Origin of the sequence: Frigoribacterium sp. CG_9.8, from assembly GCF_015751965.1 — a bacterium.
In the GTDB taxonomy this organism is placed as follows: Bacteria; Actinomycetota; Actinomycetes; order Actinomycetales; family Microbacteriaceae; genus Lacisediminihabitans.
In genome coordinates this window covers 30119-51097 of sequence record NZ_JADOVH010000006.1, presented here as the reverse complement: position 1 = coordinate 51097, position 20979 = coordinate 30119, and the positions used below count along the sequence as shown (strand labels likewise).

Below are 20979 nucleotides of genomic sequence, written 5' to 3'. Positions count from 1 at the left end.
TGCTACGTTTTTCCTGTATTAAAATACGGGTTATAGAAAAGGTGCGTATGGTCGAAACGATGCTCGCGGTGGGTGCGCTCGCGGCCACCGTTTTCGCGGCGATCGGTGGAGCCGTAGTGGGACGCTGGTCCGCGGATCTGGGGTCGCGAATCGCCGTGTATCTCACCGCAATTGGCTGGATTGCCGCGATCTGTCTCGCTCTGCTGCGCATAGTGACACCCGGCGTGAAAGGTACCGCCGGGGTGGCGCTGCCCGGTCTCACTATCGACCGGTTGGCGGTGCTGATGCTGGTGCTGGTGTTGGGGCTGAGCACCCTGATCCAGTTCTTCGCCGTGCGTTATCTTCGAGGAGACCCCCGCCAGGTGTGGTTCGTCGTCACCGCCAACCTGGTGACAGCCGCAACCGCACTGATGGTCTGCGCCAGTACCGTCCTCGGATTCGGTCTGGCCTGGATCGCCGCGGGTGCCAGCCTCATCGCATTGTTGGCTACTTACTCACACCTGCCCCAGGCTCGCGACGGAGTACGCCGCACCGCCATCCGCTTCGCCGTGGGTGACCTGCCGCTGATTGTGGTCGTGGTCGTGTTGTTGGTGATAGCGGGCGGGGATGTGGCCTTCGCCGATCTCGGCAGATCGATGGCCGCACTGCCCCCCGCCCTGGCCACTGCGCTCGCGATCCTGCTGGTAGTTCCGGCACTGGCCCGATCCAGCCAGGTGCCGTTCCACGGCTGGCTGCCGGCGACACTGGCCGCACCGACTCCGGTGTCAGCGCTGATGCACGCCGGAGTTGTCAACGCCGGCGCCATCCTCATACTGCGTTTCTCCCCCGCGATCGGCGAGTCCGTCATCGCGATGGCAGTGGTCTTCTGCGCTGGCGCACTGACGCTGGGGTTCGCATCCGCCGTGCGATTGGTGAAGCCGGACGTGAAGGGTCGCCTGGTCTTCTCGACCATGGCGCAGATGGGCTTCATGATGCTCGCCTGCGGGATGGGCGCGTTCGCAGCGGCCGTGTTCCATCTCATCGCCCACGGCCTCTTCAAATCCACACTCTTTCTCAGTGCCGGATCCGGGATCGCACGAGACGCACAGCAGCGGGCCTGGCCCAGCCGTCAACGTGTGCGCTGGCCTCAGGCGACCGCGTCGCTCGCACTGGCGGTGGCGGTGCCAATCGGGTCGATTATCGGGGCCCGCGTACTTCTCGGTATCCAGTTGACACCCGCAAGTCAGGCGCTTCAGATCTTCGTGGTTTTCACCGCCGCGGTGGCACTCGGAACTACCCTCCTGGCACATTTTTCGACGACAACGGCAACCCTGGGGAGCCTGGGGATTGTCATGTTGACTTTCGGATACACGGCTCTCATCAGTGTTTTCGATTCCACCCTGAGGTTTGCGCCTGCACCGGCCGCGGTGAATGCCTGGTGGCTGATTGTGCCGGGCGGAGCGCTGCTCGTGTTGCAGCTGCTGCAACACGTGCGATCGGGTACCCGCATCAGCCACCGCCTCTATGCCCGCGCTCTCGCCGCTGGCACCCCCATCACCGGTGCGAGCCGGCACCCGATCAACAGCCCTGAAGGAGCGTTGTTATGAGTCTCGAAATCCGGGCGGCAGTGGCCCGCGCCACCCGCACGGTCACTCCGTTGTGGCCGCTGTCATCGTTTATTGCTGTCAACCCGTTGGGCGCCCACGAATCGGAAGACTTTGCGCTGGCCACGGTGGCGCGGCCGCGAGCCGCATTCCTTGCTGACTATGACCGGGGACGCATCACCGACGCTGACCTGATCGCTGCGGTACTCGAGCGTGTTCCCGAATTGGCCGGCGCAGCAGCTGTCACTCTCGGTCCCCGCGTCTGGACCGCAGCCGAGCTCGTCGCGTTCGAGCTGGTTCAGGCCGACCATTCCAGGCTGCCAGCACCGTCGGCACCGGAGCCAGACCTCGTGGATGAGCTGGTCTCGAAATGGGTCGCCGCGTACCTCGATCCGCACCCGCTCTGGCAGATGCCACACCGCGACCGGGGGCCCTGGGCCGCCTGGACCGCGCTGGCCCGTTACGATCCCCACCTCCCATCGGCGGCACGGCGACGACTGCATGATCTCCCACCTACTGCCGATGACGGGCTCGCCATCGCGCTCGTGCGACTCGGTGTGCACGAAGGAGATTCCGAGCTGGTTCTACAGCGGGAAGCGCAGCGATTGCCCGGGTGGGTGGCCCACATCAAGTGGCGTGCCGGCCACGTCGGAGACATCGACATGACCTCTTACCTGGCGATCCGCATCACCCTGCGATGGTCACTCGGCCTGCCATTACCGCTGCCGCTCCCACTACCGCTGGCTCTGGCTCTGCCGATACCGCTGCGGGGGACCGAGCCAACAGCCGACCCAGCCGGCGCCCGGGAGCGGGCCGCGACACTCATCTTGACGCTGTCGGGGCATCCCGGACCCTCTGACACGGTCGCGCGGGTGGCGCGGATCCTCGCGCTGCACCCCCCGCAACTGCACGCGTTCGCGTGGCAGAGCGCCTACGACGAGCACTATCGGCGGGAGCTCGTGACGGCGCTGGCCCGCACCACGGCTGTCATGACCACCACCGAAACCAGCACCGAAACCACCATTCCGAGCCTGCAGGTGGTGATGTGCATAGACCCGCGCTCAGAGGGAATGCGCCGCCACCTCGAAGCCGACCCCACCGTCGAGACCTACGGTTTTGCCGGATTCTTCGGTGTGCCGATCCGCTTTGCCAATTACCAGGCTCGAGGCAGTATTGACTCGCTGCCGGCACTGCTTTCCGCCCGCCATTCGGTGACTGAGGTCCCGACCGATGCACGTCAAGCCAAGCGGCACACGACCGCCCTCCGGGTTCGGGATGCTTTCGCTGCCGGCTTGCACGCGAGCGAAACCACCCCGGCTGCACCGTTTGCGCTGGCCGAGACACTCGGCTGGTTCCACGGTGCGACTTCGCTCCTGCGCACGCTCTGGCCAGATAGCATCCGAATTTCCGAGCGGTTGCGGCGAAGCACCACGCCCGAGCTCACCACAGAGGTGACGATCGCCGATGCCTTCTCCCTCGGCGAGCGCGCCGCGCTCGCCGAAACCGGCATCCGCATGATGGGCTTGGATCGCTGCGCTCCCCTCATCATCCTGACCGGTCACGGATCGACCAGTGCGAACAACCTGTATCAGTCAGCTCTGGACTGCGGAGCCTGCGGCGGAAACCCGGGTGCAGCCAACGCGAGAGCCGCTGCCGCAATCTTCAACGACCCTCAGGTGCGCCGCATCCTTGCCGAGCGGGGGCTCCCCATCCCTTCGACGACTCTCTTCGTGGCGGCAGAGCACAACACGGTGTCCGACCGCATCGAAATTCTTGACCGGCAGATGATTCCCGACAGCCATTCGATCGCTATCACCGAATTTCTGCATACCCAGATTATCGCAGCGGATCGACTGGTGCGGGAGCGGGCAACCCAGCTGCCCGGTGCTCAGCGACACTCTCTCAAGCGGCTGCGCCAGCGCGCAACCGACTGGGCGGAGGTGTATCCCGAACTCGGTCTCGTCGGTAACGCCGCGATGATCATCGGGCCTCGAGAGATGTCGAGGGGAGTGGATCTGGAGCGCCGTGTTTTCCTGCACTCCTACCGACCCGAATCTGATCCCGATGGATCCGCGCTGGAAACGATCATGACCGCTCCCCTGGTTGTCGCCCAGTGGATTAATCACCAATACTATTTCTCCACCGTCGACCAGAAGCGATGGGGGGCAGGCACCAAGACCATCCACAATGCCATCGGGACGATCGGTGTGATCTCCGGTCACACTGGCGACCTCAAGCGTGGGCTGCCTCTTCAATCGGTGGCCGTCGGCAACCGAGACCTACACGAAGCGATGCGGCTCAGCGTGCTGATCCAGGCACCACTCGAGCGAATAGGAGCGATAGTCTCCCGCAACCAGGTTCTTCGACACCTGTTCGACAACAACTGGATCACCCTCACCGCGCGCGACGAACCGAACAGCCCCTGGTACCGATACGGCTCTTACGGGTGGACTCCGGATCTGCAGCTCGGCACAACCCAACAAGGAGAATAACTATGGATCCGCTCACCAAGATGACCCGAATCGAGATCGTCATCCCCGGCCGCGAGGCTCAGCCGGTGAGGGAACTCATCGTCTCCGCAGGAGCCACCGGCTACACGTCCGTCTCCGGTGTCTCGGGAATCGGGCACCACGGACCACACTCTGGCGCCCTGCTGTTCAACGAGTACGACACCCTGACGATGCTCATCACCGTGCTGCCACCCGACAAAGCACCCGACCTCATCGGTGCAATCAGGAGGCTGCTCGACGGTGGTCCCGGCGTGATGTTCGTCGCCGACACGTATGTCAGCAGGCCCGAATACTTCGCATGAGAACCCATCCCTACACGGGGGCAACGGTTGCGTTCGCAACCATGCACGGCAAGCAATATCTCGCCCAGCAGGCATTTCACGAGATCCTTGACGCCGACGTTATCGCCCCGGCAGGGCTGGACACGGACCAGTTCGGCACCTTCTCCGGAGAAATTACCCGCACCCTCAGTCCGCGCACAGCGGCCCAGGTGAAGGCACGCCTCGGTATCCAATTAGCGGGCACTCCCTACGGGCTCGCCTCCGAGGGCAGCTTCAATTCTGGATTCGGATTCCTGGTCGAGCACCACGAAGTACTGCTGTTCATTGACCAATCCCGCGGCATCGAACTGGTCGAAGGTGTCATCGCCACATCCCCACTACCCCCCGCACGAGAGATCAGCACTGTGGATGACGCGCTCGGCTACGCGGCGGCCGTCGGACACCCTGAACAGGGCCTGATGCTCCGCGGCGGTGCGGTCGGGGAGTTGATCGAGAAGGATCTCATCTCCGTCGAGTCACTACCGGGCGTCGTCGAACGGACGCTTCGCCTCAGTGCCGGCTACCCGCTCACCATCGCGCCTGACTATCGAGCACACCGCTGCCCCTCCCGTGCCGACGTGATCACCACACTCGCCTACCGGATGGCGAGACGGCTGGCTACTGCCTGCCCGGAGTGCCATACCCCGGGATTCGGGCAGCTCGACGTCGAGCGCGGACTGCGCTGCTCCGACTGCGGGCAACCCACCCGGGTCATTGCAGCCGACATCCACGGCTGCGGTCTCTGCCCCCACACCGTTCGCATCCTCCGACCGGACCGGGTCGCGGCACCCCAGTGGTGCGACTATTGCAACCCCTGATCACTCGGATCACGGGCGTTGCAACGACCTCACGCATAGACTTTCATCTATGAATTTCGCAGACTCTCCGACCGAGCATCCCCGTCTCGATCGTGCAGCAGCCGAGCGGATCGCGCGCGGGCTGCGAGCGATGGCCGACGCGACGCGAGTGCAGATTCTGAGCCGGATCGTCGACGCACCAGCGGGGCGTCGGGCGGTCACCGAACTCGCCGCCGAACTCGGCCTCAGCCAACCCACGGTAAGCCATCATCTCCGCCTGCTGTCCGATGCCGGCATCCTCGAGAGCACGCAGGACGGACGTCTGGTCTGGTATTCGATCGTGCCGGCGAAGCTGGTCGACGTGTTCGATTCCGTGCAGGGTGATCCGATCGCGGGTGTCATCGCACCGCCGATTCTCAAGCGAATCTCCCGGGACCTTGCGACTCGATTCGCTGGAACCTTCTCGCCACAGACCGTCTCGGACTATGTGCACGACAGCTACCAGCTACTGGCCGAGCGTGCTCGAATCACCCGCTACCTGCCCTCGCTCACCTCGAGATTCGCCGCCGACCGGCTGCGGTCGCTGGCGGATGCCGACGGCATCCGCCGCGATTCGATACCGGATGTTCTCTTCGTCTGCGTGCAGAACGCGGGGCGTTCCCAACTCGCGTCTGCGATCCTGCGCTCACTTGCCGGCGATCGGGTGCGAGTTCTCACCGCCGGATCCGAACCTGCCGGTTCAATAAACCCCAAAATCGTCGCAACACTCGACGAGATCGGCGTCTCGATCGACGGCGAATATCCCAAACCGCTGACCGACGAGGTAGTGCGGGGTGCGGACTACGTCATCACGATGGGCTGCGGCGATGCCTGCCCGATCTATGCGGGACGCCGCTATCTGGACTGGGACCTGCCCGACCCCGCCGGGATGTCACCGGAACAGGTGCGGGCCGTGCGAGATGACATCGACGCCCGCGTGCGTGAACTCCTTGCCGATATCGACGCTGCGAACGCGGCCTGACGCGGCCTGACACGAACCATGACCGCGCCGGGCAGGTCGTCCCACCAATGGACAGACCACGGGTCGATCCATTGGGAAAGCAGGGCAGGTGACGACCGAACTACCCCGTGGCTTTGGTGACCGAGTTCGAGAACACGCTGTCACCCTGCGCTGTGCGTGCCGCAACCTGAAACTGGTACAGCGTGCGTGAGCGCAGGCCCGACACCGTGATGCCCGTGGTTGCCTTCGCGGTGTGCGCAAACGTGGTCCAGGCTAAGCTGCCGCTGATGCGGAACTGGACAACATAATCCGTGGTGATGCCACCGTTCAGTGTGAGTGGCGCCGTCCACACCAGGGCTACCGCCGACTTCGTTGCCGTTCCAGCTGACAGGATCCGCGGCGCGCTCGTGATGCCCGTCAGCGTCGGCACCGTGACTGTCGACGAGAAAGCACTGTCACCCTGCGCCGTTCGCGCAGCGACCTGAAAGTCGTAGCTTGTGCCTGGCATGAGGCCCGACACTGTCTGGCCGGTCGTCGCTGTCGCGGTGTGGGCAAAGGTCGACCAATTTGACATGCCCGACACGCGGTACTGCACCAGGTAATCCAGGATGGTGGCGCCATTGAGCGTGCTGGGCTGCACCCACGTCAACGGCATAGTCGTTGTCGTGGACGAGCCAGCGGCCAGGCTCCGGGGTTCGGTGGGGACACCGGTCTGCACATTCAGAAATGAAATGTTGAGAAGCAGGTTGGGCGTGCGGGTGGCACGGCTGGACGGATATCCGGCAATATACCGAGGCCAGAATTGGTCGGCATACTGCACCTTGTTTTTCGCAGCGCTATCGACAACTGCGCTCTGAACCTCCGCAGGCCGTGCCGACGGATGCGTCGCGAGATAAAGCGCCGCAGCACCGGCCACGAGCGGCGTCGCCATGGAGGTTCCACTGAGCGTTCGGGATCCCGTGCCGGCAAAGTCGAGGGACGGGATCGCCGCGCCCGGAGCGAGGATGTCGACGCAGGTGCCGTAGTTCGAGAAATACGTTTCGAGATCTTGCGTGTACCCGGACGGTGCAGCCCCAGATCCGTCATCGTAACCAGTCGCACCCACCGTGATTGCGTCGACGACACGGGCAGGCGATGTTCCGTTCTCAAAGACGCCCTGGGAGTTGGTCGACCCCAAGCACGCATCGTCGCCGAAGCCGTCCGCGCCACCGTTACCCGCGGCCACGACGACGGTGATGCCCGCATTGATCGCAGCCTGGGTGGCACTGTCGACGAGAGTGTCGCCGCCGATGGCGCCAAGACTCATGTTGATCACCGCGCCACCGCTGGAGGGTCTGTTCGCGATCACCCACTCGATTCCGGCCACGATCGTGGACGAATAGGTGCTCCCGCTGCAGTCGAACACTCGCACTGGAACAATTCGGGCGAGCTTGGCAACCCCATACGTCGTGGAGGCCACCGTTCCCGCGACATGGGTTCCATGTCCGTTGCAGTCTTTGGTGCTGGTGTCGTCGCTCAAGTCCATAGGCGTGCCATGGTCTCCACCGGCCAAGTCGACGCCGGGTGCGACGCGCCCATCGAGTTCAGAATTCTGTCGGATAAACCCCGAATCGAGAATAAAGACCGTCGCACCCGCACCGGCGGAGCTCGGATAGGTGTAACTTCGCGCAGTGCCACTCGGCGTGTAGTCAACCTGATCGATCCGATCGAGATTCCACGGCGCAGGATTCTCGGTCTGGGTATCGAAGAGTACGACCAGGGAATCCACCGAGACGGCGGCCGCTGGGATACGCGCTCGAATCGCGGCGAGCTGCTCCTGAGTCACCGTCACTGCGGCCGCGGACGCGACGGTGGTGAACTCCTCCGTGACGGACACACCCAGGGCATTCAGCTGGCTCACGAGCGCGCGGGTATTCCCGGGCTGCGTCGTGATGACGAGTTTCTGTGTTCCCTCAAAGGAGTCAGCGACGGTCTTTCCCGACGGTGCTGCCGTCTTCGCCGGTACCGGTGTCGCTGTCGGCGCTGGTGTCGGCGCTGGTGTCGGCGCTGCTGTCGGCGTAGCTGCCGCTGTCGCTGTCGCTGTCACTTCGAGTTGCGACGCACCCATCTGCCGCGCAGGCGAGGGGTCGATCGCCCGGGCGGGCGATGAAGCGGCTGCATCACCGAAGACCAGCGAACCAGCCAGAGCAGCCGCGACGAAGGCGGCCACTACGGCCGCACCACCAGCAACACCAGCAACACTGCGACGCATCTCAAGGCTCCTTGGCAACGCTCTTCAGACCGCCACCACAGAGCGACCCGACAACTATCAGTGGCAGTCGACCCTGTGAAGGTCATTCTTTATACTGTTTGACCACGTGCCGATCCGCTGAAAATTTATCTGCGCCCTCAACACCGCCACCGCAGGGCGAAACCCGGGCACCGGCGTCGTATTGACCATCACAGCTTCGCGTCGACGTGCCAGCCTAAGATGCTCAAATCGCCGATCATGGCGCAACATCGTGGGCCGGCGAAATCACAGTGCGACACCACACACTGTCCGCTCGCTGCTTGCCCCGCCGGCCACCCACAGAAGAGACCTTTCATGCGCTTTCGCTCGATCGCCGTAGTTGTGCTGCTGTTCGCTTCCTTCATGGATCTTCTCGACACCACAATCGTCAACGTCGCCCTACCGTCGATTGAAAAGGATCTGAACGCCACCTCGGCTCAGCTCGAGTGGATCGTGTCTGGCTACGTTCTCTCCTTCGCGGTGCTCATCATCACCGGCGGCCGGCTCGGTGACATCTACGGTCGCAAGCGGCTGTTCCTGATCGGTGTCGCCGGGTTCACCCTCGCGTCGGCGTCCTGTGCGGCCGCAACCAGCGGCGATATGCTCGTCGTCTCCCGCGTGGTCCAGGGGATCTTCGGTGCGATCATGATCCCCCAGGTGCTTTCGATCATCCAGGTGCTGTTCGCTCCTAAAGAACGCGCGGGGGTTTTTGGAGCGCTCGGTGCGATCTCCGGACTCGCCGCCGTCGCCGGACCGCTCGTCGGTGGCATCCTCGTCACCCAAAATGCTTTCGATCTTGGCTGGCGCAGCGTGTTCATCATCAATGTGCCCGTGGGCGTCGCGTTGTTCATCACCTCAGCCTTCTGCATTCCCGAGTCGCGGGCGACCCAACGTGTGCGGCTCGACGTGCTCGGAGTAATCCTGATTTCAGCGGTTCTGTTACTGCTCGTCTTCGGGCTGATCGAGGGCCGCGCGCTCGGCTGGCCAATCGGGATCTGGATCATGATGGGCGCCAGCCCCGTGCTGCTCGCGGTCTTCATCTGGTACCAGAGCCGACGCGATAAGAAGACCGGCTCCGCCCTCGTGCCGCCCTCGCTGTTCCACAGCCGTGGCTACTCTGCCGGCGCGCTCACCCAGTTCTCGTTCAGTGCCTCCATCGGCGCTTTCTTCCTGATCCTCGTGTTGTACCTGCAAATCGGACTCGGCTTTTCTGCGATCGAGGCCGGGCTCACCACCCTGCCATTCAGCCTCGGTGCTCTTCTCGGCAGTGGCATCGCGGTGCCTCTCGGCCCGCGCCTTGGCAAGGGTCTGATTCTGCTCGGTGCTCTCGCCCAGATCGGCGGCTACCTGTGGATTGCGCGCGTTGTGGATGCCCAGTCCAACGCTCTCATCGGAGCGGATCTGATCGCGCCGATGGCGCTGGCCGGTCTCGGGCTCACCCTCCTCGTCGTGCCACTGACCGACGTATCGCTTGCCCAGACATCCGTCGCGAACGCCGGGGCGGCATCCGGAGTGCTCGGCACGTTCCAGCAGGTTGGCTCCGCGATCGGGGTCGCTGTGGTGGGGGTCGTCTTCTTCGGCGTCGTCGGCGATAAGTTCTCGCCAGGCGCGTTGCGTGACGCCTTCCTCGCGGGAATGTGGATCCCGATCACGGCCCTCACGCTGGCCGCGTTGCTCTGCTTTCTGCTCCCGAGCGTGAGTCAGGTCGCCACGCACAAAACTGAGAGTGAGCTCGCCGACACCGAGATCCCGTCAACAGAGGATGCGATCCCCGCCTGATCCTGGCCTGATCCCGGCTACGCCGCGCTGGCTGCCGGCACCTCGCTGAGACGCCCGGTCGTCACGTCGTAGATATAGCCGTAGACGGGGATTGTGCTCGGCACCAGCGGGTGCGCCTTGATGCGTGTGACATCTTCGAGCACGCTTGCAGCCTGGTCGGAGATGGTCAGCCAGTCGATGTACTGCGCTTCAGCGGAACCCGGCCCGGTGCCGACTTCGTAGAACCCGGCATCGCCAAGCGCTGCAGTCTCCAGGCTGTTCGCCAGCAGTCCACGAATGACCCCGTCGGTGAAGAACTCCATTCCGCAATTCGTGTGGTGAATGACGAACCATTCCTTCGTGCCCAGGAGCTTGTGGGAGATGACCAGCGAGCGGATGGCATCGTCGGATGCCCGACCGCCCGCATTGCGGATGACGTGTGCGTCCCCCTCGCTCAGACCGGCATACTTGGCCGGGTCGAGGCGGGCATCCATGCAGGTGAGGATTGCGAAGCCGCGGGCAGGAGGCAGCGCGAGCTCGGACTTGCTGCCAAAGTCTGCTGCGTACGCGGTGTTTGCGGAGAGAACTTCGTCGAGCACTGACATGGCAGATTCCTTCAAGGTCGATACCGTTGGACTTCGTGGCCACGGTGCTTTCAGCCTACGGATCGCCTGCAGCGGGATCGCGAATGTTGCGTAATGTTCCGTCAGATTGGGAGCGCCGCGAGTGTGCCGATGGGGTGGTCCACGTGACAGTGCCGTGAGGGTTCTCCCGGCTGGGCCGTTGCGTCAAGGCCTGGGGGTCGTTCCGACCTAACTCGCGGCCCGACAACGACCTGAAACAGCATTTTATTGGCGGAACCGGTGGGATTTGAACCCACGGTGGGCTCTCACCCACACAACTTTTCGAGAGTTGCACCTTCGGCCGCTCGGACACGGTTCCGTCGTTGATTCTAGTACACCGTCGAGATCGGTCACGGGACACGGTACCTAAAATGGGGTGGTGGACGCATTGCCGTGGATTGGTGCCGGAGCCCTGGTCGTGGTCTCAGCCTCTGTCGTGGTCTCAGCCTCTGTCGTGGTCTCAGCCTCTGTCGTGGTCTCAGCCTCTGTCGTGGTCTCAGCTTCGGCCGTGGTCCTCATCCGCTCCCTTGTGCTTCGCCGTCAGCGCGGAGGAGCGGACCGGCTGGCGCGAACCCTGCACCTCAATGCCCGCTGGTGGCAAGAGCAGCGGACCAGCCATGGCGAGTTACTCTATGTGGCAATCGGGGACTCGGCAGCTCAGGGAGTTGGCGCGAGCCAGCCGGGCCGCAGCTACGTGGGACTGATTGCGCAGCATCTGCATAAACAAACCGGGCTCTCGGTGCGGGTAGTGAATCTGAGCAGTTCCGGCGCCCGCGTGCGCGAGGCAATATCACTGCAGCTCGCACCGCTGCGACTGCTCGCCCCCGACATCGTCACGGTCGCGATCGGCGCGAACGATATGGCGACCTTCGAGCAGGATCGCTTCACCCGCGAGCTCACGGAGCTCTACGACTGCCTCCCGCCCGGCTCGATCGTCGCTGAAGTGCCCTCCTTTTATCTCGGCCCCTCCGAAAAAAACGTGCGGTTGGCCAACTCGATAGTGCATCACCTTGCCGCCGCGCGAGGCTTCGAAGTCGCACCCCTCTATGCAACGACCCGGCGTCAGGGTGCTGCGCTCTACGCGCTCAACCGGGTGGCAGCCGACTTCTTCCACCCCAACGACCGCGGCTACCGGGTGTGGGCATCCGCATTCCTCCCCCTCATCGATCGGATTGTGCTCTCCACCGGTGATGACCGGCCGAACCGCAGTGACGGCGGCCTCGCCTAGGCTGTCGAGCATGGCACGAGTCCAGTCCAATTTCCGCTGCACGGAGTGTGGCTGGACCACCCCGAAATGGGCTGGTCGCTGCGCAGAATGCCAAGCCTGGGGCACGATTGCGGATGCTGCGGACTCACCGTCCCCTGGCGGCCGCGGTCTGCGTGCCATCACCCTGAGCGAGGATCGCGTTGCTAAGTCGATCGTTGCGATCAGCGCTGACGAGGTAGCTCATCGGCCGAGCGGTATCGCCGAATTCGACCGGGTGCTCGGCGGTGGAATCGTTCCTGGCGCCACCATCCTGCTGAGCGGCGAGCCGGGGGTCGGCAAATCCACGCTGCTGCTCGAAGTCGCGTCGAAAGCCGCTGCGAATGGCATGCGCGTGCTCTACGTGACCGCCGAAGAATCCGTGAGCCAGGTGCGACTTCGCGCCCAGCGCACCGGTGCGCTGCAGCCACTGCTGTTCCTCGCCGCAGAGGTGGACCTCGCCACCGTGCTCGGACAGATCGACCAGGTGAAGCCCGACCTGCTCATCGTCGACTCAGTGCAGACCGTGGCATCATCGCTCGTTGATGGGCTGGCCGGTGGTCCGTCCCAAGTTCGGGAAGTGGCATCCACTCTCATCCGTGTGTCGAAGGACCGCAACCTGCCCGTGCTGCTCGTCGGTCATGTGACCAAGGACGGCTCGATCGCCGGCCCCCGACTGCTCGAGCACCTGGTGGATGTCGTGTGCCAGTTCGAAGGCGACCGTCAGACCTCGCTGCGCTTCATCCGTGCCCATAAGAATCGCTTCGGACCGACGGATGAGGTGGGCTGCTTCGAGATGACCGGCGACGGTATCGCCGAAGTCGCCGACCCGAGCGGGCTGTTTCTCTCCCGCGGCACAGTGGCCGTCAGCGGCACGTGCGTCACGGTCGCGGTCGAGGGGCGCCGTGCGCTCCCCGTGGAGGTGCAGGCACTGATCGTGAAATCCAGTGCACCGAATCCCCGACGGGTCACCAACGGGGTCGACTCCTCCCGGGTGGCGATGTTGCTCGCGGTGCTCGAACGTCGCGCGGCCCTCACACTCAGTGAGTGCGATGTGTATGTCTCGACGGTCGGCGGCATCACGCTCACCGAGCCCTCCGCGGATCTCGCCATCGCGCTGGCTATCGCCAGCGCATTCAGCAACCTGGCTCTCCCTGGTTCGCTCACCGCCGTCGGGGAGATCAGCCTTGCCGGCGAGATCAGGGCGGTGTCACAGGCGAAGCAGCGCATCGCGGAAGCACGGCGGCTCGGCTACACGACGGTGATCGATGCCGAGCACGGGCTGTTGCGCGAGGCCATGCGCAAGGCGTTTGACCTCGCCGGCACCCAGCAGCCGGACGTTCCCGCGTTCTGAATCGCAGTGGCCTGCCCGCCGGACACTAGTTGAGCAGGAACTGTGCCGTCACCTTGGAGCTGAGCGATCCCACCTTCACTCCGAGGTGGTAGCTCGCGCCACCGGCGGTCACCGGTGGACGGCTCGCGTCACAGGTGCTCGTGGCGGAGCGCGTGCGGTCCCAACCAATCGCCGGGGTCGTGCGCACCTCGCCGGCCTTCAATGTGACCGGGGTGTCAACGGCCGCCGTCTGGCAATCCTTCGAATTCCAGATGGTTTCCGAACCGCTCGTGATGATCAGTTCCTGCTGGGTCGAGCCGAGGTTCATCGTGCACGCCACGGTGCCGGTATTGGTGATCGACATGCTGATCTTCGGCTGTTCGGTCGAGGCGTAGGTCGTTTTATCGGTCACAGCAAGGAGTGTGATTCTGGCCGGGACGCAGGCCGCTCCCGCCGCGGGGACCGACGCAGCAGTGCTCGGCTTCACCGAGGGTGATGAGCCGGGCTTCGTCGTGTCTGCGGGCGTTGGACTCCCCGAACCCGGCCGTACGACGATGAGGATGATGATCACGATCACTGCGAGCACGCCAAGACCGAGGATCAGGCGGCGGCGCCAGTACACCCTCGGTGACTGCGGGCCGACAGGGGTTCGAAACGTCGACATGGCCTAAGAGTAGCCAGCGCACTCGGTTTTCCCCGGTATTTGCGGGGGTGTTCCCAGCGACATTCTAGAAACCGGGCACCGGTGAATTCAGGGGGCTACACCACACGGGATCCTAGGCACCAGGCATCCCAAAATTAGGCCCGCGACGGAAACGATCATGCTCTCCATCACCGCCATGCCTTACGCTGCCGACGGTCGGAAGGTCGAGACCGATGATGACCGGATCGTGATCGCTCGACCGATACGGGCTCACCTCATAGAGGTTCGTGAGGTTGGCGTTGAACCGGCTGTACTCCAGGCCAACCGACTCGACTGAGTTGATGTTCCAGACATCCGCCCCCGAGACACTGCTGTTGGCCGCCGACGAAGCCAACACGTGGTCGAGCGAACCAACCATGCCACCGAAGGCATAGGTCTGCTTGCCCGTCTTGGCAACCTGGTCGATGTACCCGGCGGCGGCAATCGTGAGGATCGGGTCCTCCTGCCCATAGGAGTTGAAGTCACCGACAAGGACCACCCGGTCGGTCGTCGCCGCGGTCTTTTGCTGGTCGGCAAACGCGAGCAGCGCCTTCGCCTGCCGAGTGCGATCCCCGTTGTATGCGCCCTGGCCGGCATCCACGTTATCGCCGGTGGCGCCTCCCGGACTCTTTGACTTGAAGTGGTTAGCGATCACGAGAACAGTGGATCCCGCGACGGCCCGCACCGGCTGAAAGGCTTGCGCAAGCGGCTCGCGGGCGTTGGTGAAGTCAGGTGACCCGATGAGGATCGTCGACGCCCCGACCGGCTTCGCGGTGGCCGTGCGGTAGATGAAGGCGGTGCGGATGACATCCTCATCAGCTGTTGCCGGCACCGCTGACGGCGAGCGCACATAGTCCCAGACAGGCGCCGTCATTTTCCGGTCGGCGTTCTTCTGATCGGCGTTCTTCTGATCGGCATTCTTCTGGGCAGCAGCATTTTGATCGGCATTGAGGGCGGCAACGAGAGTCGCGACCGCGGCATCCCGATTCTGGCCGAGCCGTGCCGAGTTCTCGATTTCTTCGAGTGACACTACGTCGGCACCGAGTGCGCCGATTGCCGAGACGATCTTGGCCTGCTGCCGTTGGAAGCTCGCCTCATTGGCCGCACCCCGCACACCACAGCCGGGATCGTTGCTGTTGTTGACCGTGATGGGAACGCCCGCACGGTCGGTGTAATAGGTGCAACCGGTGCGTTTCTCCCCCGTGGTGGGAAAGTAGTTGAGCACGTTGAAGGTGGCTATTGACAGCGTGCCGCCGACCTCTTGCGGTGCGGCTGTGCGGGTGCTCGCGAAAGTGGCTGGCTGCACGGTCGACGCATTCGCCGGGGTCAGCTCCGTGGTTGGCTGCAGCTTCCACGAACTGTTGCGGAAGTCGAGAATCACCGGCCGGGTGAAGGATACCGGCGCTCCGATTCGTAGGGGTACCGCCAGGCTCAACCAGGGCAGCGGCTTCGAGGTGTTTGCCGACGCGAGAAAATTGGTGCTCGCCCCATCGTCGAGAGCCACGCGGATCGCCGCATTCTTGGCGATTACGGCCTGGTAGCCGGGCGAACCGACCGGTGCAACCGAAGTGGGCTGCTGCAGTGGTTTTGTGTCGTGGGCCAGCCCAATCTGGCCGTATTGATTCGTCGAATAATTATCGGTCACCGTATAGGCCCCCTGCGGGGCCACCAGCATGCCCTCGAGTGATTCGCGCGCGGCATCCGTCGCCGGAAAACCGACAGTGGCCGGCAGCGGCGCGACGACACCCGTGCGATCGAGCTCGGTAAGCCCGGCGGCGGATGTGACGGAGAGCTCGGTGAGGTTGCTGAACTCGCTCACCGCGCCGGTGACCCTCACGTAGTCGCCGATCGTCACGGATGCCACGGTGCTCGGGGAGTAGACGAAGATGCCATCCGACGCGGTGTGGGTGTCAAGGTCAAGTGCTCCCCCGGTGCCAGCGGTTTGCAGATAGAACCCGGCGAACCCGCCCGTGGGGTAGGCCGCGGTCACTACGCCAGTGGTCTCCACTGTGTTGCCGACTTGCGGGCTGACATCCGTCGTGCCCTGGATCTGGGCAATCAACAGTGCAGGCGGTGAACCGACGGTGCCCGAGGCGTGCGCCTCACTCGATAGCGGAGCCAGCGGTGCGGCCACGAGGGCAGCCACCGCCAGGAATCCGATTCCGGTCCGTCGAATGAATCCCGGTATTGCAGTCATAATTACCCTCTCCGAGTGAACACAGCAGCGTGGTCAACGCACGCGACGCCCAGCCAACGATCCTCTGATGACAGGAACAGGGCGTGAAAGCGAACGCAGGGTAAAGACTAGGTGACCACCCTCATTCGGGGGCAGAATTTACAGTATTTTAATCATCCTCGTGTTGCCGAGGGTGTTGGGTTTCACCCGGGCGAGATCGAGGAACTCGGCAACCCCCTCGTCGGGCGAGCGCACAAGCTCGAGGTACACCGCCGGGTCGATCGGCTCCTCAGTCATCGGCTCGAAGCCGTGCCTGGTGAAGAACGGCACTTCGAAGGTGAGGCAGAACAGTCGGCTGAGACCCAGATTGCGAGCATCCGCCTCCAGCTGCTCCAGCAGGGCATGGCCCACACCCCGGTGCAGCCAGTCATCGGTGACGGCGAGGGTGCGCACTTCGGCAAGATCCTGCCAGATCACGTGCAGAGCACCACAGCCGATGGCTCTACCGGCCGCGTCTTCGGCAATGCGGAATTCCTGGATCGCCGCATAGAACACAACAGAATCCTTGCCGAGCAGGATGCGCCGCTGCACGAGCGGTTCGACGAGGGCCTGGATGAACGGCACGTCACTGGTACGCGCTGCTCGAACTGAAAAGGTCATCCGTAGAGTTTAAACGCACAATCGAGCCTGCCAAAATTCCGACAGGCTCGATTGGTGATGTGCGTCTTAGGCTTCCAATGCCGCGATCTCCGCTTCGAGCGACTCGCGACCCGGCTGGCGCCCGGTCGTGAAGACGAATGCCCCATCGACATAATCGACATGCACGTGGTCGCCCGCGTTCAGGTCACCGGTGAGGATGCGCTCGCTCAGCTGGTCTTCAACCTCGTGCTGGATGGCACGGCGCAACGGCCGGGCTCCGAGCGAGGGGTCGAATCCGACCTTGATCAGCTGTTCCTTGGCGGGAACCGCGATCTCCACGGTCATGTCTCGATCCAACAGGCGCTCGGAGAGACGCTTGATGAACAGGTCCACGATCTGCAGCAGTTCGTCCTTGGTCAGCTGCGGGAAGACGATCGTCTCATCGACCCGGTTGAGGAACTCCGGCTTGAAGTTCTTCTTCAGCTCTTCGACAACCTTGCCGCGCATCCGGTCGTACCCGGTGGCAGTGTCGGCGGAGGAGGTGAAGCCGAGCGGTGTGCCCGAGATGTCCCGCGTTCCGAGGTTGGTGGTCATGATGATCACCGTGTTCTTGAAGTCGACGACGCGACCCTGGCCATCCGTCAGACGTCCCTCTTCCAAAATCTGGAGGAGCGAGTTGAAGATGTCGGGGTGAGCCTTCTCGATCTCATCGAACAGCACCACGGAGAACGGCTTGCGACGCACCTTTTCGGTGAGCTGGCCGCCCTCTTCGAAGCCGACGAACCCGGGAGGGGCACCGAACAGTCGAGAAACCGTGTGCTTCTCGCCGTACTCCGACATGTCGAGCGCGATCAGCGCGTTCTCGTCGTCGAAGAGGAACTCGGCAAGTGCCTTCGCGAGCTCCGTCTTACCCACACCGGTCGGACCGGCGAAGATGAACGAACCGCTCGGGCGCTTCGGGTCCTTGAGTCCGGCGCGGGTGCGACGGATGGTCTTGGACAGGGCCGAGATGGCCTCTTCCTGACCGATGACGCGCTGGTGCAGTGCCTTCTCCATGAAGACGAGACGGCTGGTCTCCTCCTCGGTGAGCTTGAACACCGGGATGCCGGTGGCCGCAGCAAGGACTTCGGCGATGATGCCTTCATCCACTGTGCCTGTCGATCCGGCCTCGCCGCTCTTCCACTTCTTCTCCAGGCGCAGGCGCTCTCCGAGCAGCTTCTTCTCTTCGTCACGAAGGGATGCAGCCTTCTCGAAGTCCTGGTCTTCGATCGCACCTTCCTTGAACCCACGCACCACGGCGATCTTGTCGTCGAACTCGCGCAGCTCCGGCGGAGCCGAAAGGATCGACAGCCGAAGGCGTGCGCCGGCCTCGTCGATCAGGTCGATCGCCTTGTCCGGTAGGAAACGGTCGGCCACATAGCGATCGGCCAGGTTCGCGGCCGCGACGATAGCGCCATCCGTGATGGAGACCTTGTGGAACGACTCGTACTTGTCGCGGAGTCCCTTGAGGATATTGATCGTGTGCGCGATGGAGGGCTCGTGCACCTGAACGGGCTGGAAGCGGCGCTCGAGTGCGGCATCCTTCTCGAAGTGCTTGCGGTACTCGTCGATTGTGGTGGCTCCGATGGTCTGGAGCTCACCGCGCGCGAGCAGCGGCTTGAGGATGGATGCGGCATCGATCGCGCCCTCGGCAGCTCCCGCACCGACGAGGGTGTGGATCTCGTCGATGAAGGTGATGATGTCACCGCGGGTGCGGATCTCCTTCGTCACCTTTTTCAGACGTTCCTCGAAGTCACCGCGGTAGCGGCTCCCAGCGATGAGCGAGCCCAGGTCGAGCGTGTAGAGCTGCTTGTCTTTCAGCGTCTCCGGCACGTCACCGCGCACGATGGCTTGGGCGAGTCCCTCAACGACAGCCGTCTTTCCGACGCCGGGCTCACCGATCAGCACGGGATTGTTCTTGGAGCGGCGGGACAGGATCTGCATGACCCGCTCCATCTCCTTCTCGCGCCCGATCACCGGGTCGAGCTTGCCGTCGCGCGCCGCTTGGGTGAGGTTGCGCCCGAACTGGTCGAGGATCTGGCTCCCGCCCTGGGCTGCAGCCTGGGTATCACCGCCGACGGAGACCTGCTCTTTGCCCTGGTATCCGGAGAGCAGCTGGATGACCTGCTGGCGCACCCGGTTGAGGTCGGCACCCAGCTTCACGAGCACCTGGGCTGCGACACCTTCGCCCTCGCGGATGAGACCGAGCAGGATGTGCTCGGTGCCGATGTAGTTGTGACCGAGCTGCAGCGCTTCACGAAGCGAGAGCTCGAGTACCTTCTTTGCGCGGGGCGTGAAGGGGATGTGGCCGGTCGGCTGCTGCTGACCCTGGCCGATGATGTCTTGGACCTGCTCGCGCACGGCGTCAAGCGAGATGTTGAGCGACTCGAGCGCCTTGGCTGCGACGCCCTCACCCTCATGGATGAGACCCAGCAGGATGTGCTCGGTGCCGATGTAGTTGTGGTTCAGCATCTTGGCTTCTTCTTGCGCCAAGACGACGACCCGGCGGGCTCGGTCGGTAAATCGTTCGAACATGTTTACTCCTCTGGCACCTATGCAGGTGCGGTGCCGTTATAGAGAGAATAACCAGCGAACCCTGCGATTACTGCCCCTGTTCGCCGCAGGCGTGACGAGTTTTGCCGCCGGGTGCGTGAGGGCATCCGAATCCTCATTTCCGGGCTGGACGACGGATGCGTGACCTACGGCTCCGTCCCCAGTGAGATTAACGGTGGTGGTCGTTGTCGATTTTCGTTATGAGGCCGGATGTAGCAGGCCAACCAACTCACCGGGAATCGGTCGCTGGTGCGAATCGCTCGCGCGGCGGCGGCGGTGTTGATCGCGTTTCGACACCGACGGGCTCACCTGATCGTCGGTGACGAAGACTCTGGCATCCGCTGCAGGCTCGATGAGCTGCTCGAGGCGCGTGGGATGACGCTGACCCGGCTGAGCGAGCTGGTGGGCGTGAGCATCGTCAACCTCAGCGTGCTGAAGAACAACCGGGCGCGCGCCATCCGCTATTCGACGCTCGCCGCCATCTGTCGGGCGCGGTCGCGCTCTTGAGTGCGAGGTGGGAGAGCTGCTCGTCGTCGACTGACGCTGCGAGTCACCCGTGACTGGCGCGGGGGTCGTGGACGATCATCGATGCCCGCACGACTTTGATTCAGACTTTTTGCAGACTATGAAAGAATGCACTCATGAATGAGTTGCCGGATGCAGGAATCCGGGAGCGCAAACGAGCCGCTACTTTCCGCACCATCTTTGTGGCGGCTGCCGAGCTCGCTCTCGAGGTCGGACTCGAACACGCGACCGTTGACGCCATCAGCGACCGGGCGAACGTGTCATCCCGGACCTTTTTCAACTACTTCGCATCCAAGGAGGATGCCGTGCTCGGCATCGACTCGCGCGGCGCAAGTGACCCGGCGATCGAGCACCTGTCCACGCATCGCAGCGGCGACGTGCTGCACGACGTGGCGTCCCTCGTCTATTCCGTGATCGCCGACTCGAGCATCATCGAAGAGTCCCGCGACCTACGAAAACTCGTGCTCGAGAAGTACCCCCAGCTTCTCACCCGACAGATTCTGCGGGTGAGCGCAATGGAGGATCGTCTCGACGCTGTGGTCGCCGACTGGCTGAGGACCGAACCGAATTTTGCGACCGACACCGACGAGCAGCGCGAGGAAGCCGCACAAATCCTGCTCGGCGTCTGCCTGTCGGCGATGCGGGTCGCGATGAAGAATTGGCCGCATTCCAGCTCGCGTGATCCACGCGAGAACTACACCAAGGCGGTGGATCTGCTTCGCTCGGTGATGGCGGGAGTTTCGTAACGACCGCCCCAGTTGGCCTCCTCTCGAGAGACCATCTCCCGTTTTTGCGACCACCCCCCTGTCGATACCGGTGGGTGGTCGGAAAAACGGGAGATGGTCGCGCGGGAGATGGTCGCGCGGGAGGGGGTCGCGCGGGAAGGGGGGTCAGGCGGGAGGGGTGCGGGCGGGTGGCACTGGTGGGTG

The 20979-nt window shown here is 63.7% G+C and carries 15 protein-coding genes, 1 tRNA gene and 1 pseudogene; 10 read left to right on the top strand and 7 right to left on the bottom strand.

The genetic code is table 11. The features are described 5' to 3' along the window. Positions 1–47: 47 nt before the first annotated feature. Genes IWX88_RS12220 through IWX88_RS12200 form a run of 5 tightly spaced genes read left to right on the top strand, consistent with a single transcriptional unit; the run spans position 48 to position 6231 of the window. Complete coding sequence (locus IWX88_RS12220; RefSeq protein WP_196830722.1) at positions 48–1586, top strand: proton-conducting transporter membrane subunit; 1539 nt, start codon at positions 48–50, stop codon at positions 1584–1586. Continuing rightward, on the top strand, positions 1583–4075 hold the full coding sequence (locus tag IWX88_RS12215; protein ID WP_196830721.1) for a putative inorganic carbon transporter subunit DabA: 2493 nt from the start codon (positions 1583–1585) through the stop codon (positions 4073–4075). The genes IWX88_RS12220 and IWX88_RS12215 overlap by 4 nt, the downstream gene beginning before the upstream one ends. 2 nt (positions 4076–4077) lie before the next feature. Next, positions 4078–4395: a transcriptional regulator gene (locus IWX88_RS12210; protein ID WP_196830720.1), complete on the top strand. Its 318-nt coding sequence runs from the start codon at positions 4078–4080 to the stop codon at positions 4393–4395. Beyond that, positions 4392–5231, top strand: a complete 840-nt coding sequence (locus IWX88_RS12205; RefSeq protein WP_196830719.1) for a DUF6671 family protein — start codon at positions 4392–4394, stop codon at positions 5229–5231. The genes IWX88_RS12210 and IWX88_RS12205 overlap by 4 nt, the downstream gene beginning before the upstream one ends. Positions 5232–5280: 49 nt before the next feature. Continuing rightward, entirely contained in the window at positions 5281–6231 is a 951-nt protein-coding gene (locus IWX88_RS12200) for a metalloregulator ArsR/SmtB family transcription factor (RefSeq protein WP_196830718.1), read from the top strand. A 100-nt stretch (positions 6232–6331) separates the two neighbouring features. Here the strand turns inward: IWX88_RS12200 and IWX88_RS12195 are convergent, their stop codons facing one another. Continuing rightward, positions 6332–8461, bottom strand: a complete 2130-nt coding sequence (locus tag IWX88_RS12195; RefSeq protein WP_196830717.1) for a S8 family serine peptidase — start codon at positions 8459–8461, stop codon at positions 6332–6334. 333 nt (positions 8462–8794) lie between these two features. On the opposite strand from IWX88_RS12195, the gene IWX88_RS12190 reads away from it, so the two are divergent. Next, positions 8795–10258 carry an MFS transporter gene (locus IWX88_RS12190; protein WP_196830715.1) on the top strand — a complete coding sequence of 488 codons (1464 nt, stop codon included), beginning with the start codon at positions 8795–8797 and terminating at the stop codon, positions 10256–10258. 17 nt (positions 10259–10275) lie between these two features. Here IWX88_RS12190 and IWX88_RS12185 read toward each other — a convergent pair whose 3' ends face one another. Further along, positions 10276–10842, bottom strand: a complete 567-nt coding sequence (locus IWX88_RS12185; protein WP_196830713.1) for a carbonic anhydrase — start codon at positions 10840–10842, stop codon at positions 10276–10278. 247 nt (positions 10843–11089) lie between these two features. Next, a tRNA-Ser gene (locus IWX88_RS12180) sits at positions 11090–11179 on the bottom strand. Positions 11180–11239: 60 nt separating this feature from the next. Between IWX88_RS12180 and IWX88_RS12175 the strand changes: the two genes are divergently transcribed. Further along, a complete protein-coding gene (locus tag IWX88_RS12175; protein WP_196830711.1) occupies positions 11240–12088 on the top strand; it encodes an SGNH/GDSL hydrolase family protein in 849 nt (282 codons plus the stop codon). Positions 12089–12098: 10 nt separating this feature from the next. Next, positions 12099–13457, top strand: coding sequence for a DNA repair protein RadA (radA, locus tag IWX88_RS12170; RefSeq protein ID WP_196830710.1), 1359 nt, complete (start codon positions 12099–12101; stop codon positions 13455–13457). A 25-nt stretch (positions 13458–13482) separates the two neighbouring features. Here radA and IWX88_RS12165 read toward each other — a convergent pair whose 3' ends face one another. The 4 genes from IWX88_RS12165 to IWX88_RS12150 all read right to left on the bottom strand — a co-directional run bounded on the left by IWX88_RS12165 (position 13483) and on the right by IWX88_RS12150 (position 19507). Continuing rightward, positions 13483–14100, bottom strand: a complete 618-nt coding sequence (locus IWX88_RS12165) for a hypothetical protein (protein ID WP_196830708.1) — start codon at positions 14098–14100, stop codon at positions 13483–13485. A 112-nt stretch (positions 14101–14212) separates the two neighbouring features. Beyond that, entirely contained in the window at positions 14213–16315 is a 2103-nt protein-coding gene (locus tag IWX88_RS12160) for an ExeM/NucH family extracellular endonuclease (RefSeq protein WP_196830705.1), read from the bottom strand. A gap of 138 nt (positions 16316–16453) precedes the next feature. Next, positions 16454–16954 (bottom strand): amino-acid N-acetyltransferase, encoded by a 501-nt coding sequence (locus tag IWX88_RS12155; protein ID WP_196830703.1) that lies wholly within the window; start codon positions 16952–16954, stop codon positions 16454–16456. A 66-nt stretch (positions 16955–17020) separates the two neighbouring features. Further along, entirely contained in the window at positions 17021–19507 is a 2487-nt protein-coding gene (locus tag IWX88_RS12150; RefSeq protein ID WP_196830701.1) for an ATP-dependent Clp protease ATP-binding subunit, read from the bottom strand. 327 nt (positions 19508–19834) lie between these two features. Between IWX88_RS12150 and IWX88_RS12145 the strand changes: the two are divergent. Continuing rightward, positions 19835–20066: pseudogene (locus IWX88_RS12145) on the top strand (helix-turn-helix domain-containing protein). Positions 20067–20166: 100 nt separating this feature from the next. After that, entirely contained in the window at positions 20167–20796 is a 630-nt protein-coding gene (locus tag IWX88_RS12140) for a TetR/AcrR family transcriptional regulator (RefSeq protein WP_196830699.1), read from the top strand. Positions 20797–20979: the final 183 nt, after the last annotated feature.

Coding starts and splice junctions, on each gene's coding strand:
- IWX88_RS12140 (WP_196830699.1), top strand. CDS start 20,167: ATGAATGAGTTGCCGGATGCAGGAATCCGGGAGCGCAAACGAGCCGCT.
- IWX88_RS12220 (WP_196830722.1), top strand. CDS start 48: ATGGTCGAAACGATGCTCGCGGTGGGTGCGCTCGCGGCCACCGTTTTC.
- IWX88_RS12165 (WP_196830708.1), bottom strand. CDS start 14,100: ATGTCGACGTTTCGAACCCCTGTCGGCCCGCAGTCACCGAGGGTGTAC.
- IWX88_RS12190 (WP_196830715.1), top strand. CDS start 8,795: ATGCGCTTTCGCTCGATCGCCGTAGTTGTGCTGCTGTTCGCTTCCTTC.
- radA (WP_196830710.1), top strand. CDS start 12,099: ATGGCACGAGTCCAGTCCAATTTCCGCTGCACGGAGTGTGGCTGGACC.
- IWX88_RS12160 (WP_196830705.1), bottom strand. CDS start 16,315: ATGACTGCAATACCGGGATTCATTCGACGGACCGGAATCGGATTCCTG.
- IWX88_RS12215 (WP_196830721.1), top strand. CDS start 1,583: ATGAGTCTCGAAATCCGGGCGGCAGTGGCCCGCGCCACCCGCACGGTC.
- IWX88_RS12185 (WP_196830713.1), bottom strand. CDS start 10,842: ATGTCAGTGCTCGACGAAGTTCTCTCCGCAAACACCGCGTACGCAGCA.
- IWX88_RS12195 (WP_196830717.1), bottom strand. CDS start 8,461: ATGCGTCGCAGTGTTGCTGGTGTTGCTGGTGGTGCGGCCGTAGTGGCC.
- IWX88_RS12200 (WP_196830718.1), top strand. CDS start 5,281: ATGAATTTCGCAGACTCTCCGACCGAGCATCCCCGTCTCGATCGTGCA.
- IWX88_RS12210 (WP_196830720.1), top strand. CDS start 4,078: ATGGATCCGCTCACCAAGATGACCCGAATCGAGATCGTCATCCCCGGC.
- IWX88_RS12205 (WP_196830719.1), top strand. CDS start 4,392: ATGAGAACCCATCCCTACACGGGGGCAACGGTTGCGTTCGCAACCATG.
- IWX88_RS12150 (WP_196830701.1), bottom strand. CDS start 19,507: ATGTTCGAACGATTTACCGACCGAGCCCGCCGGGTCGTCGTCTTGGCG.
- IWX88_RS12155 (WP_196830703.1), bottom strand. CDS start 16,954: ATGACCTTTTCAGTTCGAGCAGCGCGTACCAGTGACGTGCCGTTCATC.